This is a genomic window from Arthrobacter woluwensis (genome assembly GCF_030816155.1).
GTDB classification, from domain to species: Bacteria; Actinomycetota; Actinomycetes; order Actinomycetales; family Micrococcaceae; genus Arthrobacter_E; species Arthrobacter_E woluwensis_A.
This window is the reverse complement of the sequence record NZ_JAUSXR010000001.1, coordinates 2,525,215-2,542,806: the sequence shown is the minus strand read 5'-3', so window position 1 is coordinate 2,542,806 and position 17,592 is coordinate 2,525,215. Positions and strand designations below refer to the sequence as shown.

Genomic DNA, 17,592 nt, shown 5'->3' with positions numbered 1-17,592 from the left:
AGTTCCCCGGGCTTGTGGACTTTCCCCTGCGCTGGAGCGGCGGGGAAAGTCCGGATGAGCGGGGAAAACGATGACGGCGGCCCTGAGCGCGGGCCTGCGGCGGCCTGGCCGCGACGAGGTGGAAACGGGGGAGCGGAGAGGCGCCCGGGGACAACGGTCTGCGCTGCCGGGGGTCCCGTCGGCTAGAATCGATCCGATGTCTAGATTATTTGGAACCGATGGTGTCCGGGGCCTGGCGAACGGACTGCTGACCGCTGAACTGTCCCTGCAGCTGGCCCAGGCCGCGGCCGTGGTGCTGGGGCACAACCACAGCAACGGGAGCCGGCCACGCGCCGTCGTCGCACGAGATCCGAGGGCCAGCGGCGAGTTCATCTCGGCGGCCGTCGAGGCCGGCCTCGCCAGCTCCGGCGTGGACGTCTACGACGCGGGCGTGCTGCCCACCCCGGCCGCCGCCTTCCTGGTGGCCGATCTGGAGGCCGACTTCGGCGTCATGATCTCCGCCTCCCACAACCCGGCGCCGGACAACGGCATCAAGTTCTTCGCCCGCGGCGGCCACAAGCTGCCGGACGAGGTGGAGGATGCGATCGAGGCCCAGATGGAACTCGGCTTCGAACGCCCCCAGGCCGCCGGCGTGGGCCGTATCCGCCGCTTCTCCGACGCCGAGGACCGCTACATCCTGCACCTCCTGCGGTCGATCGCCCCCCAGCGCCTGGAAGGCCTCAAGGTCGTGCTGGACTGCGCGAACGGCGCCGCCAGCGGCTGTTCCCCTGAACTCTTCAAGGACGCCGGCGCGGACATCGTGGTCATCGGCGCCGATCCGGACGGCCTGAACATCAACGACGGCGTGGGTTCCACCCACCTCGGCCCGCTCAAGGCAGCCGTGCTGGAGCACGGCGCGGACCTCGGGATCGCTCACGACGGCGACGCCGACCGCTGCCTCGCGGTCGACCATGAGGGTCAGGAGGTCGACGGCGACCAGATCATGGCGATCCTGGCGCTCTCCCTCAAGGAGGCCGGCCAGCTCAGCCAGGACACCCTGGTAGCCACCGTGATGAGCAACCTCGGACTTAAGATCGCCCTGCGCGACGCCGGGATCACCATCAAGGAGACTGCGGTCGGGGACCGTTACGTCTTGGAAGGCATGCGCGAGGGCGGCTTCAACCTCGGCGGCGAGCAGTCGGGCCACGTGATCTTCGCGGACTACGCCACCACCGGTGACGGCCTCCTCACGGGCCTGCAGCTGGCCGCTCAGGTGGCACGCACCGGCCGCAGCCTCAAGGAGCTGGCCGGGGCCATGAACAAGCTCCCGCAGCTCATGATCAACGTCAAGGGCGTCGACAAGGCCCGCGCCACTCAGGATCCCCACGTGGCCGCCGCCGTGGCCCGCGCGGAACAGGAGCTCGGCGAGACCGGCCGTGTCCTCCTCCGCCCCTCCGGCACCGAGCCCGTGGTCCGGGTCATGGTGGAGGCCGCGGACATGGAGACCGCCACCCGCGTGTGCGAGGACCTCGCGGCGATCGTCAAGGAGCACTTGGCCCTCGAGCCGACCTCCTGAGTCCCGCTTCACGACGACGAAGGCCGCCACCCGGCAAGGGTGGCGGCCTTCGGTCGTTCCGGGGAGAAGGGTCTGTGGGTCAGCGGTTCTTGAGGGAGTCGCGGATCTCGGTGAGGAGGGCGATCTGCGGATCGACCGCCTCTTCCTCTTCCTTGATGCCGAGCTTGGCATTGCGACGGGCGATCATGTGGTTCATCGGCACGACGACGACGAAGTAGATGGCGGCGGCGATGAGGACGAAGTTGATGACGGCTGCGATGACACTGCCGTAGGCGAAGCCCTCCCAGGTCATGCCTGCGAGGTCCTTGGCTTGGAACAGACGGGCGATCAGCGGAGTGAGCAGCCCCTTGACGATGGAGTCGATGACCGCACCGAAGGCGGCGCCCATAACGACGGCAACGGCCAGATCGACGACGTTGCCCTTCATGATGAATTCTTTGAAACCCTTGAGCATAAGCTTCAAACTAGCGCATCCAACGCCCGATCAGGTGGCTTAAAGCTTACTTTTCTCCGAACGGCGTGTCCGGAAGTGACAGAATTCCACATCCGCTGCAACCACCACGGCCGCCGTTTGACACGGTTTCCGCAGGCTAGCGGTAGCCAGGGGCGGACGGCAGACCGAAGTACTGCTCCAGGTTCTTGATGCCGCGAGCATGCATGTCCCGGGCGGCTTCCGGACCGATGTACCGCAGGTGCCATGACTCCGCGAGGTACCCCGTCACGGCCTCCTGGTCCATCTGGTACCGGACGATGAAGCCGAACTCGTGGGCCCTCTTGGCGGCCCAGACGGCGGCCGGAGTGGAAGCGAAGCACGGGACGAACGCGCAGGAGCCGCCGCTGTCCCCGATGTCGAACGCCCAGCCGGTCTGGTGCTCTGAGTAGCCCGGACGGGCCGACGCGGTGTCCGCGCTGGCGGTGCCGCGGGCGTTCGCGTACGACTGGTACAGGCCCACCTGGGTCGCGTGGGAGCGGTAACCGCTCGCCAGGACCAGGCCCACGCCGTCCTGAGAGGCGGCGGCGAACATCTTCTCGGCCGCCGTGGCGGTGGTCGCGTTCACGAGCGCCAGTTCGCCCTGTGCCGTGCACGCGACCGCGGGGGCGCGCAGATCCTGCGGCGCGAAGTCCACGGGTCGCAGCGGACGGTGCTTGTTCACCACGACCCACGGGCTCCGGGGGTCATCGAACGAGTGCCGTGGGCCTCGCAGCGACAAGTACGGTGCGGCCGGTGCGGGCTTCGGGGACGGCGCGACGGAAGCGGTCGGCGACGGCGACCGCGAACCGGAGGCGGAGATGCCGCCCGCCGCGGCCGGTGAGGCCGAGGCGGAACCCTGGGGCGGCGTCGTCGGCGAACAGGCGGCGAGGCCGAGTGCCCCGGCGCCGAGCAGACCGGCCCGCAGAAGATCTCTCCGTCGTGGTTCCATCAGACCTTCCTGAGCAGCATGCGCCGGATCGAGTGATCCGGGTCCTTGGTCAGCACGAGCTGTGCCCGGCCCCGGGTTGGCAGCACATTGTGGACGAGGTTGGGTTCGTTGATGCGCTTCCAGATGTCCCGCGCGGTCTCCTCGGCCTCGGCGTCACTGAGCGACGCGTAGCGGTGGAAATAGGAGTCGGGCTGGGAGAACGCCGTGGTGCGGAGCTTACGGAAGCGATCCACGTACCACTCTTCAATGTACTGGGTCTTCGCATCCACGTAGATGGAGAAATCGAAGAAGTCCGAAAGGGCCAGTCCGAGCCGGCCATCCTGGCGGATCTGTGCGGGGGCGAGGACGTTGAGGCCCTCCACGATCAGCACGTCCGGCCGGCGGACGACCACTTCGCGGCCCGGGACGATGTCATAGGTGACGTGCGAGTACCACGGCGCCCGCACCTCCTCGGCGCCGCCCTTGATCGCCGCGACGAACCGCAGGAGGGCGCGGCGGTCGTAGGACTCCGGGAAGCCCTTGCGGTCCAGGAGCTGACGACGGCGGAGCTCGGCCAGGGGGTAGAGGAAGCCGTCGGTGGTGATCAACTCGACATTGGGGGTGCCGGGCCAGCGCCGCAGCATCTCCCGGAGCACGCGCGCGATGGTCGATTTGCCCACCGCGACCGAGCCCGCGACACCGATCACGAACGGGGTGCGCTGAGTCCGCTCACCCAGGAAGGTGGTGGTGGCGGAGTGCAGCTGACCGGCGGCCTCCACATAGAGGTGAAGGAGGCGTGACAAGGGAAGATACACGTCCCGGACCTCCGCCATGTCCAGGGGGTCGCCGAGGCCGCGCAGGCGGTCCAGGTCCTCCTGATTGAGCGGCTGCTCCATCTGGGCGGCCAACCGCGACCAGGTCTGGCGGTCCAGCTCCACGAAGGGGGACGCGCCGTCGCCCTGGTTGTCCATGCGGTGCAAACTCACCTAAGAGATTCTGCCCGCCCGCGGGGCCAGAATGAAATGCACACGCCCGGGCCGGTAGGCTTGTGCGCATGTGTGGAATTGTGGGATACACCGGCCGGACCACCACTGCCGATGAAGCGGGGCGCTCAGCCCTCGGCGTGGTCCTGGAAGGCCTCCGTCGTCTGGAATACCGTGGATACGACTCCGCGGGCGTCGCCGTGCTCGAAGAAGGCGGTGTCGCCGCCCGGAAGAAGTCCGGCAAGCTGGCGAACCTGCTGAGCGAGCTCGAAGCGCACCCGCTGCCTGAGTCCCTGACCGGGATCGGGCACACCCGGTGGGCGACCCACGGCGGCCCGACCGACCAGAATGCGCATCCGCACCTGGCCGACGGTGGCAAGCTGGCGCTGATCCACAACGGCATCATCGAGAACTACTCGGAGATCAAGCAGGAACTCGTCGCCCAGGGTGTCGAGTTCCTCTCCCAGACGGACACCGAGGTGGCCGCGGCCCTGCTCGGCCAGCTGTACCGCAAGCTCGCGGGCGGCGCCATGTCCGGCGACTCCGGCACCGCCATCCTGACCGAGGCCATGCGCCAGGCCTGCCAGCGCTTCGAGGGCGCCTTCACCCTGCTGGCGATCCACGCCGACGCCCCTGAGGCCGTCGTCGCGGCCCGCCGCAACTCCCCGCTGGTCGTCGGACTCGGCGACGGCGAGAACTTCCTGGGTTCGGACGTCTCGGGCTTCATCGACTACACGCGCCGCGCTGTCGAACTGGGCCAGGACCAGATCGTCACGATCACCCCGGACACCGTGGAGATCACCGACTTCCACGGCAACCCGGCCGAGGGCCGCGAGTACCACGTGGACTGGGACCCGGCATCCGCGGAGAAGGACGGCTACCCGTCCTTCATGGAGAAGGAGATCCACGACCAGCCCGAGGCCGTGGCCAACACGCTCCTGGGCCGTTCCGACTCCCACGGCAACCTGACGCTCGACGAGGTCCGCATCGACCCCGAGCTGTTGAAGTCCGTCAACAAGATCATTGTGCTGGCCTGTGGCACGTCCGCCTATGCCGGCCAGGTGGCCAAGTACGCGATCGAGCACTGGTGCCGCATCCCCACCGAGGTGGAACTGAGCCACGAGTTCCGCTACCGCGATCCGATCGTGGACGAGAACACCCTGATCGTCTCCATCTCCCAGTCGGGCGAGACCATGGACACCCTCATGGCCGTCCGGTACGCCCGCGAGCAGGGCGCCAAGACCGTGGCGATCTGCAACACCAACGGCTCGACGATCCCGCGCGAATCCGACGCCGTGCTCTACACGCACGCCGGCCCAGAGATCGCCGTCGCCTCCACCAAGGCGTTCCTGGCGCAGATCACCGCCGCGTACCTGCTGGGCCTTTATCTGGCACAGCTGCGCGGTAACAAGTTCAAGGGCGAGATCAAGGACATCCTGTCCGACCTCGGCAAGATCCCGGCCAAGATCTCCGCGATCCTGGAGCGTGAAGAGGACATCAAGTCCCTGGGCCGCGACATGGCCGAAGCCAAGTCCGTCCTGTTCCTGGGCCGTCACGTGGGCTTCCCGGTCGCCATGGAAGGCGCGCTCAAGCTCAAGGAGCTGGCGTACATCCACGCCGAGGGCTTCGCCGCCGGCGAGCTCAAGCACGGCCCGATCGCGCTGATCGAGGAGGGCCAGCCGGTCTTCGTGGTGGTGCCGTCCCCGCGCGGCCGCGACTCGCTGCACTCCAAGGTGGTCTCGAACATCCAGGAAGTCCGCGCCCGCGGCGCCAGGACCATCGTGATCGCCGAGGAAGGCGACACGGACGTGGTGGACTACGCCGAGCACGTCTTCTACGTGCCGGAGACCCCGCCGCTGCTGGCTCCGCTCCTGACCACGGTGCCGCTGCAGCTCTTCGCCGCCGCACTCGCCGAGGCGAAGGGCTACGACGTGGATCAGCCGCGTAACCTCGCCAAGAGCGTGACCGTAGAATAGGCGCCATGATTGTTGGAATCGGCGTTGACGTGGTGGACATCGAGCGTTTCAAGCGGCAGCTGGAGGGCACTCCGGCGCTGCGGGACCGGCTCTTCGTCCCTGCCGAGCGCGAACTGAACGACCGCTCCCTGGCTGCGCGTTTCGCCGCCAAGGAGGCGGTGGCGAAGGTTCTGGGCGCTCCGGCGGGCATGAACTGGCAGGACTGCTGGATCGGGCTCTCCTCTGAAGGGCCCAGCATCCAGGTCAAAGGCACGGTCAAGGCCGTGGCCGATTCCAAGGGCATCAAGCACTGGCATCTGTCGATGAGCCACGACGGTGGGATCGCCACCGCCATGGTCGTGGCGGAACGCTAGACGACGAGCAAGATATGATCGGCGCTCATTCCGCGGATCAGGTGCGGGCCGCTGAGCGGCCCGCCCTGGACGCCGGGATGGGCGCCGAACTCATGCGCAGGGCCTCTTACGGAATGGCTCTGACGGTCACCCGCGAACTCCGGGCCCGGCGTGGCCGGGTGTACGGCAGCCGTGTGACCGGGCTGATCGGCAAGGGGAACAATGGGGGAGACGGGCTCTGGGCCCTGGCCTTCCTGGCCCGTCGCGGCGTGGCGGTCACGGCCGTCCTGGTGGACGCGTCGGCCCATGCCGAGGGCCTCGCCGCGCTCCTGGCCGCGGGAGGCCGGGCGGTGCGTCTGGCACCCTCCGAGACCGCGCCCTCCGAGAGCGCGCCTGACGATTCGGCAGGCGAAAGCTCGGCGCCTGACGATCCCGCGCACGACGGCGCGGCCCGGCTCCCGCTGTGCACGCTCACCGAGGCGCGGGATGAGTGCGTCCGGGCGGACCTCCTGATCGACGCGATCCTGGGCACGGGCGCACGCGGTGGACTGCGGGGAACAGCGGCCGGGCTCGTCGAACTCCTGCTCCGTGAGCGCTCCGAGGGTCGCGACGTTCCGTACGTCGTGGCCTGCGACATCCCCAGCGGCGTCGATCCGTCGACTGGTGAAGTGGCCGGGCCGGTGCTCCGGGCCGGGACCACCGTCACGTTCGCCGCCGCCAAGACCGGGCTGTTCCTTCCCCCGGGAGCGGGGTGCTCAGGCCGGGTGGAAGAGGTTCCGATCGGCGTGGAGGACCGCCTGCCGGAACCCGTCGTGCTGCGGCTCGCGCCGGAGGACGTCTCCCGCCTTCTGCCACGGCCCGCGGCCGAGGGCCACAAATACACGCGCGGCGTGCTCGGCGTGGTGGCCGGCTCGGAGGAATACCCCGGCGCCGCCATCCTGGCCTGCACCGGCGCCCTGGCCGCCGGGGCCGGCATGGTCCGCTACTTCGGCCCGCCGTCGGTGACCGCTCTGGTCAACGCCGCGCTGCCGGAGGTGGTCTGCCACACCGGTCCTGAACTGCAGGGCCGGGTCCAGGCCTGGGTCCTCGGCTCCGGGGTGTCTGGCGAGGAACAGCTGGAGCGCTGCCGACAGGCTCTGAGCCTGGGACAGCCCGCCGTCGTGGACGCAGGGGCGCTGGACCTCGTGGGGGAGCGGGTCGCGGACCGCCCGGAGCTCATCCTCACCCCGCATGCCGGGGAACTCGCCCGGCTCCTGAGCCGTCTGGGGACGGAGCGTGACCGTGCGCAGGTCGAAGCGACCGCAGGGGCTTCGCTGCGGGAGGCGGTCCGGCTCACCGGGACGACCATCCTACTGAAGGGACCACACACCCTGTGCCACGAGCCCGGCGGGATCCTTTTTTCCCAGGCCGACGGCACACCGTGGCTCGCGACGGCGGGCAGCGGGGACGTCCTGGCCGGAGTCTTCGGCGCGCTGCTCGCGCAAGGCGGCGTGGCGCCGTCGTCGTGCGGGGAGGAACCCGACGGCGGACGCTGGGCGGCCACCGCTGCTCTGGCCGCGGCGGTGCACGGCAGAGCGGGGCGGATCGCGTCGGGGGAGGCCGACGGCGGGCGGGGCCATCCGATCACCGCACGGGACATCGCGCATGCCGTACGCCTCGTGTGGGATGCTCCTTGACCTCCGCGTAGCGGAATCGACATCTGAGTGCACTAAGGTGAGCCCGCAGGGGCACCGGGACTATCGCCTGAGGAGGCACACCGCGTGGAGAATGTGAATCAGCAAGTCTGGCCGGGCAAGCCGTACCCGCTCGGGGCGACGTATGACGGCGCGGGCACCAATTTCGCGCTCTTCAGCGAACGGGCCGAGGCCGTCGAGCTGTGCCTGGTGGACGACGACGGCAGCGAGCAGCGCATCCCGCTCACCGAGGTGGACGGTTACGTCTGGCATGCGTACCTGCCGGCCGTGCGCCCCGGCCAGAAGTACGGGTACCGGGTGTCCGGCCCCTACGAGCCGGAGCACGGCAACCGCTTCAATCCGAACAAGCTCCTCCTGGACCCGTACGCCAAAGCCGTGGCGGGACAGGTCGACTGGGACCCGGCCGTGTTCAGCTACGACCACGAGGACCCCACGCAGCGCAACGATGACGACTCGGCGCCGCATGTGATGCTGGGCGTGGTCATCAACCCGTACTTCGACTGGGCGGGCGATCAGCAGCCGGGCATCCCGTACCACCAGAGCGTCATCTACGAGGCACACGTCAAGGGCCTCACCCAGCTCCACCCCGATGTGCCGGAGGATCAGCGGGGCAGCTACGCGGGCATCGCGCACCCGTCGGTGATCAAGCACCTGCAGGAACTCGGGGTCACGGCTATCGAGCTCATGCCCGTGCACCAGTTCGTGAACGACTCGGTGCTGCAGGACAAGGGCCTCTCCAACTACTGGGGCTACAACACGATCGGCTTCTTCGCGCCCCACAACAAGTACTCCTCCACGGGGGAGCAGGGCGAGCAGGTCCAGGAGTTCAAGGCCATGGTGCGGGATCTGCACCGGGCCGGCATCGAGGTCATCCTGGACGTGGTCTACAACCACACCGCGGAGGGCAACCACCTCGGCCCGACGCTGTCCTTCAGGGGCATCGACAACGCCGCGTACTACCGCCTGACCGATGACGATCCCCAGTACTACATGGATTACACGGGGACGGGGAACTCCCTGAACGCGCGGAACCCGCACTCGCTGCAGCTCATCATGGACTCGCTGCGGTACTGGGTGACGGAGATGCATGTGGACGGCTTCCGCTTCGACCTGGCGGCCACCCTGGCCCGCGAGTTCTACGACGTGGACAAGCTGTCCTCCTTCTTCGAACTCGTGCAGCAGGACCCGGTGGTGTCCCGCGTGAAGCTCATCGCCGAGCCGTGGGATGTGGGGCCGGGCGGCTACCAGGTGGGCAACTTCCCGCCGCAGTGGACCGAATGGAACGGCAAGTACCGGGACACCGTCCGCGACTTCTGGCGCGGTGAGCCGGCCGCTCTGGGCGAGTTCGCCTCGCGCCTGACGGGTTCGGCGGATCTGTACGAGCACTCGGGGCGGCGTCCGGTGGCTTCGATCAACTTCGTCACAGCCCACGACGGGTTCACCCTGCGCGATCTGGTCTCGTACAACGAGAAGCACAACGAGGCGAACGGTGAGGACAATCGCGACGGCGAGTCCCACAACCGGTCCTGGAACTGCGGCGTCGAAGGTCCTACCGACGATCCGGAGGTGCTGGCACTGCGCTCGCAGCAGCAGCGGAATCTCCTGGCCTCGCTGCTGCTGTCCCAGGGTGTCCCGATGATCCTGCACGGCGACGAACTGGGCCGGACCCAGGACGGCAACAACAATGCCTACTGCCAGGACGCGCCGCTGACGTGGGTGCACTGGGACGAGGTGGACGAGGACCTGATCGACTTCACCGGCCGGCTGAGCAAGCTGCGGCAGGAGCACCCGGTGTTCCGGCGCCGCCGCTTCTTCGACGGACACCCGGCGGAGACGTCCGAGGGCGAATGGCTCCCGGACGTCGTCTGGCTCGATTCCGACGGCACGCCCATGACGGACGAGGACTGGAACAACGGCTTCGCCCGGACTCTCGCCATGTTCCTCAACGGCGGGGCCATCCAGGCGCCGGGGGAGCGCGGCGAGGAGATCCTGGACGACGACTTCATCCTCTGCTTCAACGCCCACGACGACGAGGTGGAGTTCACGCTCCCCGCCGAGAACTACTCCGCCTCCTGGACCCCCGTGCTGGACACCTCGGGCCGTGAATGCAAGGGATCGCTCGCGGCGCGTTCGAAGGTCGCGGTGCCGGCCAAGTCGATGCTCGTGCTGCAGGGCTGGCGGGGGTAGAGGGCACCTGTGGAGTGACCCGGCGCGTCACAGGAGGCGGACTGCCACTTCGTCAGGGCCGACGCCCGGACTGCAGCCTCTTCGCGGAAGGTTTTGAGTTTCGCGAGTTCTGCCGAGCGCTGCTCGACAGCCGTGGTCAGGTACCGGGCCAGGTTGTCCTCGATGCGCTGAACCAGCCGGGTTTTCTCGCGGCAGAGAACGATCGGCAGGGGATCAACCCAGTGGGGGAGAGGAATCCCCCTGACGGTGAGCGGCGCCGCCCCCGGCCCCTTCCAAGCGCTATCCACAGATCCTCCGGTGAAGCCCCCGTGGTGGCTGGAGTGGAGGCCTGGAACCGTGGTTCACCTTGCACTTTCTCGGGGCTCAGCGCCGCGAATCCCGAGAAAGTGCAAGGTCGAGTGATGGGTGCTCAGTCGGGCTGATCGCCGTCGCCATCGGGCCCTCCTGCGCAGGCAAGTCGACCATGTTCCGGCGCGTCACAGGTGGATCCGACCCCGCCCCGGCCCGTGTGCACCGGGTTTCACTCTGCGGGACACTCCTCGCCCCGTGGTTACTCGAGTGGCAGGATGGTGACGTGACTTACCTTGCTTCCCCTCAGCGCTACGACACCATGCCCTACCGCCGCGTCGGACGCAGCGGTCTGAAGCTGCCGGCCATCTCCCTCGGCCTGTGGCACAACTTCGGTGATGACAAGCCCTTCGAAACCCAGCGCGCCATCCTGCGCCGCGCCTTCGACCTGGGCGTCACCCACTTCGACCTCGCCAACAACTACGGCCCGCCCGCTGGCAGCGCCGAAACCAACTTCGGCCGCCACCTTGCGGAGGACTTCCGTCCGTACCGCGATGAACTCGTCATCTCCACCAAGGCGGGTTATCACATGTGGGAGGGCCCTTACGGTGAGTGGGGCTCCCGCAAGTACCTGCTCTCCAGCCTCGACGCCTCGCTCCAGCGCATGGGCCTGGAGTACGTCGACATCTTCTACAGCCACCGCCCGGACCCGGCGACGCCGCTCGAAGAGACCATGGGCGCTCTGGACACCGCGGTCCGTTCCGGCCGCGCGCTCTACGCGGGCATCTCCTCTTACACCCCGGAGCAGACGCTGGAGGCGGCCCGCATCTTGAAGGACCTCGGGACCCCGCTGCTCATCCACCAGCCGAGCTACTCGATGCTGAACCGCTGGACCGAGGACGGCACGCCGAACCTCTACGAAGCGCTGGATCAGGTGGGAGCGGGCAGCATCGCCTTCTCGCCCCTGGCCCAGGGCATGCTCACCGACCGCTACCTGAACGGCATCCCCGCGGACTCGCGCGCCGCACAGCAGCGGTTCCTCAGCGAGAAGGCCCTGACCGACGAGGCCATGGAAAGGGTCCGTGGCCTCAACGAGATCGCCGCCGGGCGCGGGCAGACCCTCGCCCAGATGGCCATCGCGTGGATCCTCCGGGACCAGCCCAAGGGCTCCCCGGTCACGTCCGCCCTGGTCGGCGCGTCGAGCGTGCGGCAGCTCGAAGACACTCTCGGAGCCATCGACCGGCTCGATTTCACGGCCGATGAACTCTCCGCGATCGACAAGTTCGCGGTCGAGTCGGATATCAACGTCTGGTCGCCGAAGCTGCACCGCAACTCCTGACCCCCCTCACACGGGGGCGACGACGGCGGCTGCCCGGCCGCCGTCGTCGCTCGCGTCACGGGGCCGGGACTAAAAACGTGGCTGGGGGCGTTGTGAGGTGTTGCCGAGGGTTTTAGGGCCACTTCGGCGTGTTCGATAGACTGCATGAGCGCCTGAGGCATCGCCGCCGGGCGCTCGCTGCCGCTCCCCGGCCCCGGGTGGAGCCCGCAGTTCACGTTTTTGACTAAGGAGTTCCGTGCCGTCACACCCCATTCGCGTTGCCATTGTTGGCGTAGGCAACTGTGCCGCTTCCCTGGTGCAGGGCGTCGAGTACTACAAGGATGCTGATCCGAACAGTACGATTCCCGGCCTCATGCACGTGGAATTCGGGCAGTATCACGTTCGCGACGTGCAGTTCGTGGCCGCCTTCGACGTCGACTCCAAAAAGGTGGGCCTTGACCTGGCCGACGCCATCGGTGCCAGCGAGAACAACACGATCAAGATCGCCGACGTGCCCAGCACGGGCGTGACAGTCCAGCGTGGCCACACCCTGGACGGGCTGGGCCGCTACTACCGCGAGACCATCGTGGAGTCGCCGGAGGAGCCGGTCGACGTCGTCGCCGCGCTCAAGGCCGCCGACGCGGACGTCATGGTCTGCTACCTGCCCGTCGGCAGCGAGGAAGCCGCCAAGTTCTACGCGCAGTGCGCCATCGACGCCGGCGTGGCGTTCGTCAACGCGCTGCCCGTCTTCATCGCGGGCACCCCGGAGTGGGCCGCGAAGTTCGAGGCCGCCAAGCTCCCGATCGTCGGCGACGACATCAAGAGCCAGATCGGCGCCACCATCACGCACCGCGTCATGGCCAAGCTGTTCGAGGACCGCGGTGTGACCCTGGACCGCACGTACCAGCTGAACGTCGGCGGCAACATGGACTTCAAGAACATGCTGGAGCGCGACCGCCTTGAGTCCAAGAAGATCTCGAAGACCCAGGCCGTGACGTCCAACGTCGAGGCCGAACTCCACGCCGACGACGTGCACATCGGCCCGTCCGATTACGTGGCCTGGCTGGATGACCGCAAGTGGGCCTTCGTCCGCCTGGAAGGCCGCAACTTCGGCGACGCTCCGGTGTCCCTGGAGTACAAGCTCGAGGTGTGGGATTCCCCCAACTCGGCCGGTGTGATCATCGACGCGATCCGTGCCGCCAAGATCGGCCTGGACCGCGGTATCGGCGGCCCGCTGCTGTCCGCCTCCAGCTACTTCATGAAGTCCCCGCCGGAGCAGGTCAACGATTCCGCGGCACGCGATAACGTCGAGGCGTTCATCCGGGGCGACCTCGAGCGCTGAGCCTCCGGGCTCTGACCCGCACATGACGAAGGCCCCCTCCGCGTGGAGGGGGCCTTCGTCATGCCCGGTGCCGGGGCGGCGTCAGTGGCGCAGGCAGTGTGCGCCGTCAGCGGGAGCCGCCGGCGTCGACCGTCAGCGGCGGCCGGCCTGGAGGCCGGCGCGCGCCATGGCGTCCGCGTAGGAACGGCCCATGTCGATCAGCCACTCGGTCTGGCGTTCTTTCGAGCCGGCGAAGGAGCGGCCGTGCAGGGAGCGGGCCTTGTAGACCTTGAGGCCGCGGCGCCAGATCAGCGGGTTGTCCGTCTTGAGGAGCATCTGGGCGAGGCGGTTGGCCTCGGTGCCGTGGGCGACGATCGCCGAGACGCGCGGCAGGATCCGCAGGAGGGCGATCAGGGGCTTGAGGCCCGCGCTGACCTGTTCGGGGGTCAGCTTGGCATTGGGCTCGCCCGGGGTGAACCACGGGTGGGTGTTCCACGGCATCATCCACTCGGGGCGCAGGCCCAGCTGGAACTGGAGGCCGAGCAGGCGGGTGGCCGCGGCGTCGTCGCCCGCCCACACCACGCCCTGCGGAGAGGCCGCGCTGTTGTTGGAGAACAGGCTCAGAATCCGGCAGTCGTCCACCGAGTGCATCGGGTCCACATAGGGCACCTCGAAGCCGGGTCGGAGCTTCCGGAGGAACTCGATGTGCTCGTTCACGGGCGCGATGTGCGGGGCGAAGAACGGGCTGTCCGGCAGGGTGCGAGGCTCTTCGGCCGGAGCCTCTTCGGCATCGGCATCGGCATCGACTGCGACGGCGGCGGGCTCGGCATCGGCTTCCGCGGCGAGAGCCTCGGCCGGGGCTGCGGGCTGGGCGGCGGACGCCGCTGCGACCGGTTCGGCGACGACCGGCTCGATCCGGCGGGTGATGACCTCGCTCGCCTTCGGCGGAGTCTTGACGGTCTTCTTGGCGGCGGCCGGAGCCTTCTGAGTGGCCGCCGCCTTGACGGCGGCCTTGCGGCCCGGCTTCTTCGCTTCAGTGGCCGGGGCGTCCAGCTCGTCCTCGTCGACGAGAATGCCGCTCAGCAGCTTGTCCAGCTCGTCGAAGCCGTTGTCGTACTCGTCGTCGGGCTCATCGGTGTGGCCGAAGCCCTCGTCGTAGCGGGAACTACGGCTGTCGTAGTCCTCGTCCTCGAAATAATCCGTATCGGCCAGGGCGGTCATGAGGGCAGGGCTCTCCTCGGGTCATGCGGGCCGGTTTCAGGGCGCAAGACAGTGCGCCCGGTCCTGGCCGGGAAAGTGGGGTGAGGGGTGCCCACCGGAAAGCCGGTGAGACTGTCAATATTAGCAAGCCGCGAGACTCTTTTGGAGCGCTCGTGGCACAGGTCTCTTCTCCGACGGTTCGTGACTGCCCGTGCGGCTTCACCCACTCTTTTGTGGATCACCCACGGACATTTCCGTGGGTGATCCACAAAAGCGTGGGTGGCGTCGAGGACGAAGCGACCGGCCAGGGGTGGAGGAGCGTCGCGTGGGCAAGGAAACGGGCCGTGGGGAATGTTCCGGCAACCTCGTTGACACGCATTAGTAACGCGCGTAACCTAAATCACATCGCGCAGGTAACGCGCGTTACTAAAGGACTTCATCACGGCCTCGCACCGCCTCCGTGCGGAGCGGGCGAGGACAGGCACCGGAGCATTCAATGGCGAACATCACCCCCGCGAAGAAGCGGCGACAAGGCGTCACCATGACCGACGTCGCGCGTCGCGCAGGGGTGTCCCGCACCACCGTCTCCTTCGTCCTCAGCAACCGGGAAGACGCGAACATCTCCGAGGAGACCCGCCAGCGTATCGCCGAGGCGGTGCAGGAACTCGGCTACCGTCCGAACGCCGGGGCCCGGGCGCTGGCCGCGCGCCGCAGCGACTGGTACGGGATCGTCACCGAGATCGTGACGGCCCCCTTCGCCGTGGACATCATCAAGGGAGCCCAGGACCAGGCCTGGAAGGACCGCCGGTTCCTGCTGGTCGCGCCTTCCGACCAGGCGGACTCCACGGGCCCGAACCGCGGTCTCGAGGACGCGGCGGTGGAGAAGCTGCTCGAACAGCGGGTGGAGGGCCTGCTGTATGCGGCCACCTATCACCGCGGCCTCCACGTCCCGGCCGCGGCCGGCGAGGTGCCGACCGTCCTGATCAATTGCTACGACGCCGACGGCCGCTTCCCCTCGATCGTCCCCGATGAGCGGGGCGGCGGGCGCGTGGCCACCGAACGTCTGCTGCGCGCCGGCCACACCCGGATCGGCGTGATCGACCTGGACCCCGGGATCCCGGCGTCCGTCGGACGGCTGGAAGGGTGCCGCGAAGCCCTCGCCGCCGCGGGGCTGGAGCTCGACGACGAGCTCGTGGTCTCCGGACACGCCACGGCCGACGGCGGCTACGAAGCGGCCGCAACGATTCTTGACCGGTTCCCGGCAGGAGGGGGCAGACCCACCGCCCTGTTCTGCCTCAACGACCGGATGGCGATGGGCGCCTATGACGCCATCAAGGAACGGGGACTGACCATCCCCGGGGACATCGCCGTGATCGGGTTCGACAACCAGGAGCTCATCGCCGCCTACCTCAGGCCGAAGCTCACCACGGTTGCCCTGCCCTTCGAAGACATGGGCGCGCTCGGCGTGAAAACGCTGGCCGCGCTCACAGCAGGACAGCCGATCGCCGCCGACCGGCAACTGGTCGGCTGTCCGCTGCTTGAACGTTCTTCAGTCTGACCGCGAAATCACCGCTGAAGAACAATCCCACCCCACCTTTGCTGTAAGACAGGAATGAGACCACCATCATGACACACCCTCGTTTTCTGAGGGCTGCGCGGGTCACCGCCGCAGGCCTCGCCCTGGGGACCCTGCTCCTCACCGGCTGTTCCGCCAACCCCGGAGGGGCAGGCAAAGCCCCCGCGGCCGATGTGAGCGCCCTGCTCACCATCCCGCGGGAGGACATGGCGACCTTCGATAACAACTTCAACCCGTTCGCACCCACCGTGAACCCCCTGGTGCAGCAGGCCATCTACGAACCGCTGCTCGTCTTCAACCCCGCCAAGGGCGATACCACCCCGTGGCTCGCGACCGCCTGGGATGTGGCCAAGGACGGCCGGTCCATCACCTTCACCCTGCGGGACAGGGTCAAGTGGTCCGACGGTCAGGGCTTCACCGCCGCGGACGTCGCGTACACCTTCCAGCTCCAGAAGAAGCTCAAGGGCGGCTTCGACTACCTGAAGTCCGTCACCGCGGACGGCAAGAACAAGGTGGTCTTCACCTTCGCCAAGCCGTGGTCCCCGGCCCTCTACGATGTGGGGCAGTTGCCGATCGTCCCGCAGCACGTGTGGTCCAAGATCTCCGACCCGGCCAAGGACCCCAACACCAAGCCCGTGGGCACCGGTCCGTACACCGAGGTGGACGGCTTCCAGTCACAGTCCTACGTGCTGAAGAAGAACCCGCAGTACTGGCAGCCGGAGAAGCAGAAGATCGCCGGCATCAAGATGCTGGCGATGTCCGGCAACGACGCGGCCAACCTCGCGGCGGTCAATGGGGACGTCGACTGGGCCCCGCAGTACATGCCGAACATCGAGAAGACCTACGTCTCCAAGGACAAGGAGCACCGTCACTACTGGTTCCCGCCCACGGGCGCCATGATCAACTGGCAGCTCAACACCACCAAGGCGCCCTTCAACGACCCGCAGGTGCGCAAGGCCCTCAGCATGGCCGTGGACCGCGAGCAGGTGGCCAAGATCGGCATGAGCGGCTACGCCCAGCCGGCCGACTGCACCGGTCTCTCGGGGAACTACAGCACCTGGAAGGACCAGGACCTCGCGGCGGGCTGCACCTGGACCAAGCTGAACGTGGACGAGGCCAATAAGGCGCTCGACGCCGCCGGCTACCCGAAGGGCGCGGACGGTAAGCGGACGCTGAAGAACGGCAAGCCGTTCGAGTTCAAGATCTCCGTGGGCGCCACGTCCTCCGACTGGCTCTCCGTGGCCAATGTGATCTCCCAGAACCTGCAGGCGGTCGGTGTGACCGCCAAGGTCGACTCCCCGGACTGGGCCTCCGTGGTCTCCGGCTACGAGCAGGGGACCTTCGACTCCGGCATCGTCTGGAGCGCCAACGACCCGAGCCCCTACAAGTACTTCGACACCATCATGGGCACCGACACCGTCAAGCCGGTCGGCACCAAGACCACGGACAACTACCACCGCTTCGGTGACCCCAAGGCGGACACCCTGCTGAGCCAGTTCGCCGCCGCCGGTGACGACGCCGCGCAGAAGAGCCTGGCGAAGAAGCTGCAGGCCGAGTACAACGACGCCGCGCCGGTGGTGCCGCTGTTCTCCGGCCCGGAGTGGGGGGCCTACACCGACGCTCACTTCACGGGCTGGCCCACCGAGGCGAATCCGTACGCGACCCTCTCGGTCCGCTCCGCCACGACCGTCCTGGTGCTCACGAACCTCGAACCCCGGAAATGACCCGGCGTTCCTGACCGGCCGGGTGCTGCTGAAGCTCC

13 protein-coding genes are annotated in these 17,592 nt (G+C 68.0%); 9 read left to right on the top strand and 4 right to left on the bottom strand.

The window, feature by feature from the left end; all coding sequences use genetic code 11:
• Positions 1–196: 196 nt before the first annotated feature.
• Positions 197–1,555, top strand: coding sequence for a phosphoglucosamine mutase (gene glmM, locus QFZ52_RS11560; protein WP_307497760.1), 1,359 nt, complete (start codon positions 197–199; stop codon positions 1,553–1,555).
• A 79-nt stretch (positions 1,556–1,634) separates the two neighbouring features.
• Here glmM and mscL read toward each other — a convergent pair whose 3' ends face one another.
• From mscL to coaA, 3 genes are all read right to left on the bottom strand, one after another.
• On the bottom strand, positions 1,635–2,009 hold the full coding sequence (gene mscL, locus QFZ52_RS11555; protein ID WP_307497759.1) for a large conductance mechanosensitive channel protein MscL: 375 nt from the start codon (positions 2,007–2,009) through the stop codon (positions 1,635–1,637).
• Between the two features lie 136 nt (positions 2,010–2,145).
• On the bottom strand, positions 2,146–2,976 hold the full coding sequence (locus QFZ52_RS11550; protein WP_307497758.1) for a M15 family metallopeptidase: 831 nt from the start codon (positions 2,974–2,976) through the stop codon (positions 2,146–2,148).
• A complete protein-coding gene (gene coaA, locus QFZ52_RS11545; protein WP_307498710.1) occupies positions 2,976–3,926 on the bottom strand; it encodes a type I pantothenate kinase in 951 nt (316 codons plus the stop codon). The genes QFZ52_RS11550 and coaA overlap by 1 nt, the downstream gene beginning before the upstream one ends.
• Positions 3,927–4,009: 83 nt before the next feature.
• Here coaA and glmS point away from each other — a divergent pair, with 83 nt between their 5' ends.
• The 6 genes from glmS (at position 4,010) to QFZ52_RS11515 (ending at position 13,075) form a co-directional block, all read left to right on the top strand.
• A complete protein-coding gene (gene glmS / locus QFZ52_RS11540) occupies positions 4,010–5,914 on the top strand; it encodes a glutamine--fructose-6-phosphate transaminase (isomerizing) (protein ID WP_307497757.1) in 1,905 nt (634 codons plus the stop codon).
• Between the two features lie 5 nt (positions 5,915–5,919).
• Positions 5,920–6,267 (top strand): holo-ACP synthase, encoded by a 348-nt coding sequence (locus QFZ52_RS11535; protein WP_066211436.1) that lies wholly within the window; start codon positions 5,920–5,922, stop codon positions 6,265–6,267.
• 14 nt (positions 6,268–6,281) lie between these two features.
• The gene (locus QFZ52_RS11530) at positions 6,282–7,922 is read left to right on the top strand and encodes an NAD(P)H-hydrate dehydratase (RefSeq protein WP_307497756.1); all 1,641 of its coding nucleotides are present in this window, start codon (positions 6,282–6,284) and stop codon (positions 7,920–7,922) included.
• A gap of 84 nt (positions 7,923–8,006) precedes the next feature.
• A complete protein-coding gene (gene glgX / locus QFZ52_RS11525) occupies positions 8,007–10,127 on the top strand; it encodes a glycogen debranching protein GlgX (protein WP_307497755.1) in 2,121 nt (706 codons plus the stop codon).
• Positions 10,128–10,701: 574 nt separating this feature from the next.
• Positions 10,702–11,754 carry an L-glyceraldehyde 3-phosphate reductase gene (mgrA, locus tag QFZ52_RS11520; protein WP_307497753.1) on the top strand — a complete coding sequence of 351 codons (1,053 nt, stop codon included), beginning with the start codon at positions 10,702–10,704 and terminating at the stop codon, positions 11,752–11,754.
• Between the two features lie 235 nt (positions 11,755–11,989).
• On the top strand, positions 11,990–13,075 hold the full coding sequence (locus QFZ52_RS11515) for an inositol-3-phosphate synthase (RefSeq protein ID WP_307497752.1): 1,086 nt from the start codon (positions 11,990–11,992) through the stop codon (positions 13,073–13,075).
• 132 nt (positions 13,076–13,207) lie between these two features.
• Here QFZ52_RS11515 and QFZ52_RS16170 read toward each other — a convergent pair whose 3' ends face one another.
• On the bottom strand, positions 13,208–13,705 hold the full coding sequence (locus QFZ52_RS16170) for a uracil-DNA glycosylase (RefSeq protein WP_370959576.1): 498 nt from the start codon (positions 13,703–13,705) through the stop codon (positions 13,208–13,210).
• A gap of 1,045 nt (positions 13,706–14,750) precedes the next feature.
• Here QFZ52_RS16170 and QFZ52_RS11505 point away from each other — a divergent pair.
• Both QFZ52_RS11505 and QFZ52_RS11500 read left to right on the top strand, forming a co-directional pair.
• A complete protein-coding gene (locus QFZ52_RS11505) occupies positions 14,751–15,812 on the top strand; it encodes a LacI family DNA-binding transcriptional regulator (RefSeq protein ID WP_307497749.1) in 1,062 nt (353 codons plus the stop codon).
• Between the two features lie 68 nt (positions 15,813–15,880).
• Positions 15,881–17,554, top strand: coding sequence for an ABC transporter substrate-binding protein (locus QFZ52_RS11500; RefSeq protein WP_307497748.1), 1,674 nt, complete (start codon positions 15,881–15,883; stop codon positions 17,552–17,554).
• Positions 17,555–17,592: the final 38 nt, after the last annotated feature.

Excerpts from the sequence above, each read along its gene's own strand:
- mscL (WP_307497759.1), bottom strand. The coding sequence starts at position 2,009 with ATGCTCAAGGGTTTCAAAGAATTCATCATGAAGGGCAACGTCGTCGAT.
- QFZ52_RS16170 (WP_370959576.1), bottom strand. The coding sequence starts at position 13,705 with ATGCACTCGGTGGACGACTGCCGGATTCTGAGCCTGTTCTCCAACAAC.
- QFZ52_RS11535 (WP_066211436.1), top strand. The coding sequence starts at position 5,920 with ATGATTGTTGGAATCGGCGTTGACGTGGTGGACATCGAGCGTTTCAAG.
- QFZ52_RS11530 (WP_307497756.1), top strand. The coding sequence starts at position 6,282 with ATGATCGGCGCTCATTCCGCGGATCAGGTGCGGGCCGCTGAGCGGCCC.
- QFZ52_RS11550 (WP_307497758.1), bottom strand. The coding sequence starts at position 2,976 with ATGGAACCACGACGGAGAGATCTTCTGCGGGCCGGTCTGCTCGGCGCC.
- coaA (WP_307498710.1), bottom strand. The coding sequence starts at position 3,926 with ATGGACAACCAGGGCGACGGCGCGTCCCCCTTCGTGGAGCTGGACCGC.
- glmS (WP_307497757.1), top strand. The coding sequence starts at position 4,010 with ATGTGTGGAATTGTGGGATACACCGGCCGGACCACCACTGCCGATGAA.
- QFZ52_RS11505 (WP_307497749.1), top strand. The coding sequence starts at position 14,751 with ATGGCGAACATCACCCCCGCGAAGAAGCGGCGACAAGGCGTCACCATG.
- glmM (WP_307497760.1), top strand. The coding sequence starts at position 197 with ATGTCTAGATTATTTGGAACCGATGGTGTCCGGGGCCTGGCGAACGGA.
- QFZ52_RS11500 (WP_307497748.1), top strand. The coding sequence starts at position 15,881 with ATGACACACCCTCGTTTTCTGAGGGCTGCGCGGGTCACCGCCGCAGGC.